The sequence below is a fragment of the Mycobacterium sp. genome (assembly GCF_050701675.1).
GTDB lineage: Bacteria > Actinomycetota > Actinomycetes > Mycobacteriales > Mycobacteriaceae > Mycobacterium.
In genome coordinates, this window is the sequence record NZ_JBOGDD010000760.1 from 1 (window position 1) to 5,872 (window position 5,872).

The 5,872-nt window shown below is 68.2% G+C and carries 6 protein-coding genes; 3 read left to right on the plus strand and 3 right to left on the minus strand.

The features are described 5' to 3' along the window. The first annotated feature begins 158 nt into the window (after positions 1–158). Positions 159–554 (plus strand): MmcQ/YjbR family DNA-binding protein, encoded by a 396-nt coding sequence (locus ACRDUX_RS23220; RefSeq protein ID WP_526416925.1) that lies wholly within the window; start codon positions 159–161, stop codon positions 552–554. 37 nt (positions 555–591) lie between these two features. Next, positions 592–2,202, plus strand: coding sequence for a 4-coumarate--CoA ligase family protein (locus ACRDUX_RS23225; protein WP_526416927.1), 1,611 nt, complete (start codon positions 592–594; stop codon positions 2,200–2,202). Here the strand turns inward: ACRDUX_RS23225 and ACRDUX_RS23230 are convergent. Then, complete coding sequence (locus tag ACRDUX_RS23230) at positions 2,199–3,029, minus strand: hypothetical protein (RefSeq protein ID WP_526416929.1); 831 nt, start codon at positions 3,027–3,029, stop codon at positions 2,199–2,201. The two genes, ACRDUX_RS23225 and ACRDUX_RS23230, sit on opposite strands and share 4 nt — an antisense overlap. 36 nt (positions 3,030–3,065) lie before the next feature. Further along, the gene (locus tag ACRDUX_RS23235; RefSeq protein WP_526416931.1) at positions 3,066–4,076 is read right to left on the minus strand and encodes a uroporphyrinogen decarboxylase/cobalamine-independent methonine synthase family protein; all 1,011 of its coding nucleotides are present in this window, start codon (positions 4,074–4,076) and stop codon (positions 3,066–3,068) included. 46 nt (positions 4,077–4,122) lie between these two features. On the opposite strand from ACRDUX_RS23235, the gene ACRDUX_RS23240 reads away from it, so the two are divergent. After that, positions 4,123–4,761, plus strand: coding sequence for a sensor domain-containing protein (locus tag ACRDUX_RS23240; RefSeq protein ID WP_526416933.1), 639 nt, complete (start codon positions 4,123–4,125; stop codon positions 4,759–4,761). Here ACRDUX_RS23240 and mnmA read toward each other — a convergent pair. Then, a complete protein-coding gene (gene mnmA, locus ACRDUX_RS23245; RefSeq protein WP_526416935.1) occupies positions 4,758–5,840 on the minus strand; it encodes a tRNA 2-thiouridine(34) synthase MnmA in 1,083 nt (360 codons plus the stop codon). The genes ACRDUX_RS23240 and mnmA overlap by 4 nt on opposite strands. Positions 5,841–5,872 lie beyond the last annotated feature (32 nt).

Consider the following 5,872-nt stretch of genomic DNA (forward strand, 5'->3'; position numbering starts at 1 on the left):
GCCCCGCACCTCGTCGGCCAGCGTCTGCCACTCGCGACGGATGTCGGCGTCAGGTGAGCTCACCTTGGCAGGCTATCCGAGCGCTGTGACAGGCCTGCCGATGTCAGCGCGTCGGGATCAGCCTGAACTTCACGTTGCCCGCCGGTTAGGCTCGCCCCATGCCCCACCCGGTCATGTTCGACGACGACGATCCAGGGCTGGCGGAGCTACGCAAGATAGCCCTGGGCTATCCGGCGGCCCATGAAAAGGTCTCGCACGGCAGGCCGGGGTTCTTCGCGTCGAAGATGTTCGCGATGTACGGCGGCAGTACCAAGGAGTCGGGCCCGATGGTCGCGGTCAATCACTGCGTGATGGTCAAGGTCGATGGATCCGACCGCGAGGCTCTGCGACAGGACGACCGTTTCTTCTACCCGGCCTACGTGGGAGTGTCGGGCTGGCTGGGCCTGGACTTCACCAAGGCGAAGGTGGACTGGAATGAAGTCCGCGAATTGGTCGACGCGTCGTACCGGCTCGTGGCCCCCAAGAAGTTGATCGACGAGCTCGACCAACGATGACCCACGGGCGACCGGTCATGGTTCGATCGAGGGCACGATGAGCTTCTCGAGCCCCTTCCCCCAGGTCCAGATTCCCACCACCAGCGTCTACGACTACCTTTTCAGCGACGTCGGTGAGGCCGACGCCGACCGCGTTGCGATGGTCGATGCGAAATCCGGCGTCGAGACGACATACGGCGAGATGATCTCCCGCATCGATGCGTTCGCCGGAGCACTCGCGGCGCGCGGAATCGGCGTCGGCGACGTCGTTGCGCTGTTGGCGCCCAACAGTTCGGCGTTCGCCATCGCGTTTCACGGCATCCTGCGCGCAGGCGCTACCGCCACCACCATCAACGCGCTCTTCACCGCCAAGGACATCGTCAAGCAGTTGACCGATTCGAAGGCCGGGACCCTGGTCACGGTCGGCGCGCTGCGCGCCCAGGCCATCGAGGGAGCCGCCGCGCTCGGGTTCGCCGATGACGCGATCATCGTGCTCGACGGTCCAGGGGAAGCGGTCGACGGCCATCCCAACGCCGACGAACTGCTTGGACCCGGATACCCCGTTCCAGAGGTGGCCTTCGACCCGGCCACGCACCTGGCGGCACTGCCCTACAGTTCGGGCACGACGGCCAATCCGAAGGGTGTGATGCTCACGCACCGCAACCTCGCCGCCAACGTCGCCCAGATTCGGCCGTTGCAGGGCATGCGGTCCGACGACCGAATCCTGGCGGTGCTGCCGTTCTTCCACATCTACGGCATGACGGTCCTCCTCAACGCCGCGCTGCATGCGCGTGCGCGGCTGGTCATCATGCCGAGCTTCGACCTTGGCGAGTTCCTCGACAACATCCAGAAGCACAGGTGCACTTACGTCTTCATCGCACCACCGGTCGCCGTCGCGCTGGCCAAGCACCCCGTCGTCGACTCGTACGACCTGTCGAGCCTGCGCAACGTCATGTCGGGCGCGGCGCCACTGGACGAGGAACTGGGGCATGCGGTGGCCAAGCGGCTGAACTGCCAACTGGTCCAGGGCTACGGCATGAGCGAGCTGAGCCCCGTCAGCCACATCACGCCGGCAGACGGCGGCCTGGAGCTGACCGGGTCCGTCGCACCGCTCAGTTCCTGCGGGTGGACGGTTCCCAACGCCGTCAGCAGGATCGTCGACTCCGAGACCGGCGCCGAAATCGATCCCCCCGCATCGGGTCTCAGCGAACCCGGGGAGCTGTGGTTCAAGGGGCCCAACGTCATGGCCGGCTATCTAGCGAATGCCGAGGCCACCCGTGAAACCATCGACGACGACGGCTTCCTGCACACTGGCGACGTAGCGCGCGTCGACTCCACGGGCTGTGTGTACATCGTCGACAGGCTCAAGGAGCTCATCAAGTACAAGGGCTATCAGGTGCCTCCCGCCGAACTCGAAGCGGTCCTGCTCGCTCATCCCGGCATCGCCGATGCGGCCGTCATCGGCGTCACCGATGCCGAATCAGGCGAAGAGATCCCAAAGGCGTTCGTGGTCAAACAGTCCGGCGCCCAGCTGACCGAGGCCGAGGTGATCGACTTCGTCGCCGGGCAGGTGGCCCCGTACAAGAAGGTTCGGCAGGTCGCGTTCATCGAGGCGATTCCGAAGTCGGCGTCCGGCAAGATCCTGCGCAAGGATCTGCGCACGTCTTAGGAGTCGACGAGCTCGGTGGCCGACCTCGACGCGCGTGCGTGGCGGTGTCCCAGCCAGATTCCGCCGATCGGCGCCAGGAGCAGTCCGGCGATGCCGAAGAACACGCCCGCGGACCAGTCCGGTTGCACCTTGCCCCACAGCACCGTCACCGGTGTGACGGGCAACCACTCGGTGCGCGCCACGGCTGCCGGAGCAGGTGTCGGAGCCGGGGCGGGCGGTGCACCTGGAGGCAGGGCAGGCACTACCGGGGCCGGTTGAACGATGGGCACCTCGACGACCACCGGGCTGGGCAGGTCATCGGGGCGGCCCGACGAGAATCTGGGTGACCGGCCGTCGCCGAAGGTCACCCGCGGCGCGACGATCGGCGTCGCCACCTGACCCCCTCCGCCCGATCCGCCGCCTGAAGTGGCGACCCGGATGATGGGAGCGTCGGGGACCACACCGGACGTCGAAGGCTCGACCGCGGCCAGGCGTGACGCCGTCGCGGTCTGGCCCACCGTCACCGCGGACGTACCCCGGCCCGCGACGACCGTTGGCGAGACGACCGTTGGCAACGGGCCGTCGTCGCCACTCGGGCCCCTGGCGCCGGAGCGACCGGAACCGTCGCGCCGGTGGTCACCGCCCCGGTCGCGATCCTGTGAGCCACGCCCATTACCTCGGTGTCCGTCTCCGTTGCCACGGGAATGACCACCGTCGCGCGAGTGACTCGACGGCGATTTGGGTCCCCCCGGATCCGCAGACGTGACGGCTGAGCCGAGACCGCCCACCACCGAGATGGCGGCAACGATCCCAAGGCCCGCCGCGAGTCGGATCAGTGTCTGAACCACGGTCCTCCTCGACCGGTTGGGTGTTTGCCACAAACCTTACGCCGACGACGGGTCCTCGGCGATCCCGTCCGCGACCGTTTGCGCCAACTCGACCGCCGCACGTGCCCACCCCTCGGTCGCTCCGGCAAGCCCACACGCCGGAGTAACGCCAATGCGGTCGCGCAGGACCGTGCGGGAGAAGCCGAGGCGGTCGGTGATCGACGCGGCCGCCTTCGCCACGTCCTGCGGCGCCAGACGACGGTCGGGCGTCGTCGAGGGAATCACGCCGAGCATCACCACGCGTCCCGATTCGACGAATTCGCCGATGCCGTCGAGGTCCTTCGCCGTCAACGTCGCGACGTCGACCGAGACTGCGGCCAGGGCACTTCGCCCCAGCGTGTTCCATGGCAGGTTCGGTGCACAGCAATGCATGACGACTTCGCCGCCGATGGTCGCGATGCATTCGTCGAGCAGGCTCTGTGCCACCGGTTCGTCCACGGGATGAACCGTCGAGAAGCTCGACACGCCGGACAGCCGTCCCGCCAACGCAGCGGGCAGTGACGGTTCGTCGAGCTGCACGACGACCGGCACCTCGAGACGACGCGAGATCTCGGCACGATGGGCCGCGAGGCCCTCGGCGAGGCTCCCCGCCAGGTCGCGTACCGCGCCGGCGTCGGTGATCGCGCGATGGCCGTTGGCGAGTTCGAGCTGCGCGGCCAACGTGATCGGCCCTGGCGCCTGCACCTTGACGGTCCGCGGACCGCCACGCAAACCGGCCCGCTCCCAGGCCTCTTCTAGCGCGTCGACGTCCTCGTCGAGCAGGCTCGCCGCCCGGCGCACCACGGAGCTGCGGCCCGGCGCCACCCGGTAACCGCGCGGCACCGTGTCGATGCCGATCCCGATCAGCAATGCGCCTGCGCGCCCGATCATGTCGGCTCCCACGCCCCGCCCTGGCAACTCGACCAGGTGCGTCAGCGTGTGCAGCTCACCGACCACCACTTCTGCGGCGGTGCGTGCCGTCGTGCCTGGCCAGGATCCGATGCCGGTTGCCGCGGCGAAAACGCTCACGCGGCCAACAGTATTCGATGGCAGGTGGGAAGAGTTACCGTCGACCATGCCCGCATCGGCTCTCAGACTGTCGTATGCGGTCTGCGCGGCCCTACTCGTCGTGGCGTGCACCCACACCGTGACGGGGACCGCCGAGCGGTCCGCACGGGGGATCGACGACGACTCGCGGTCGCCGGTCGACGTGGATGCCGTCCTGCTCGAGCAGTCCCAGATGCGGGCGATCACTGGTGGCGGCGAGGACCTGACGGTGATTCCGAGCATGGACGGCAAGTCTCCGGTCGACATTACCGTCCTCGCCGACCGCGTTCCCCCTCAGTGCAGCTGGATCTTCGCGGAGACGCAGACCTTCGGACCCGAGGTCGAGGAATTCCACGAGACGACGTACCAGAACCCGCCGCGCGGTGCGCTCATCTCGCAGGGCGCCGCGGGCTACCGTGACGCCGCGACGGCACGTCACGCCTTCGACGGCGTGGTCGGCCTCGTCGACGCGTGCGGGTCCTCGACGTCCGGTTACGTCGGCGACTGGACGGCGACCGACGATTCCGTGCGGACCAGGACGAGTAGTGAATGCGGGCGTGACTACCGCCTGAAGTCGGTCGTCCTGGTGGAGGTCACGTTCTGCGCGTATCCCGCCTCGGTGCCCGACATCGTGATGACGAACATCGTGGCGAAGATTCCTGACTAGCCTTCGTCGGTCGTCGCAGAGATGGTGGCGCTGGCGATGACCTCGTCACCGTCGGGGTCGCGGCGGTACAGCACCATCGTCTGACCGGCCGCCACCCCTCGCAACGGGCTGCGGAGCGCGGCGACGAGCATGCCGTCGCGGACTTCCGCGACGGCGTCGGCGAGGCCGCCGTGAGCACGCACCTGGACGTCGCATTCAATGGGGCCGTCCAGGCTCGATCCGGTGGTGAACACCGGGCGCTCGCCGACGAGGTGCCACACATCGAGTTCGCCTGCGCCACCGACGCGTACCGTGCCGCTCTCGGCGTCGATCGACGTGACGTAACGGGGGCGACCGTCGGCGCCAGGCCCTTCGATGCCGAGACCCTTGCGCTGACCGATGGTGAAACCATGCACGCCGTCGTGTTCGGCAAGCACGGTGCCGCCGGCATCGACGACGGCGCCACGGCGGACGCCGATCCGTGCACCGAGGAAGGCGCGGGTGTCTCCGGACGGGATGAAGCAGATGTCATGGCTGTCGGGTTTGTCGGCGACCGCGAGACCGCGTCGGGCGGCCTCCTCCCGGATCTGCGGCTTGGGGGTGTCGCCGATCGGGAAGACGGCCGTCGCCAGCTGTCGGTCGTCGAGCACGCCGAGGACGTAGGACTGGTCCTTGTCCGCATCGACGGCGCGGCGCAGCCGACCATCGGAGAGCCGGGCGTAGTGGCCGGTGGCGAGCGCGTCGAAGCCAAGCGCGAGCGCGCGGGCCGACAGCGCCGAGAACTTGATCTTCTCGTTGCACCGAATGCAGGGGTTGGGCGTCTCGCCGCGCGCGTAGGACGCGACGAAGTCGTCGATCACGTCCTCCTTGAAGCGGTCGGCGAAATCCCAGACGTAGAAGGGGATGTCGAGGATGTCGGCGACGCGGCGGGCATCGCCCGCATCCTCCTTCGAACAGCATCCGCGCGAGCCGGTGCGCAGAGTTCCCGGCGCCGACGACAGCGCGAGATGCACGCCGACGACGTCGTGGCCGGCATCGACCATCCGGGCAGCCGCCACCGACGAGTCGACGCCACCGCTCATCGCGACAAGGACCCGCATGTCTACTTCCGAGTTCCCGCGCTGGCCAGCGC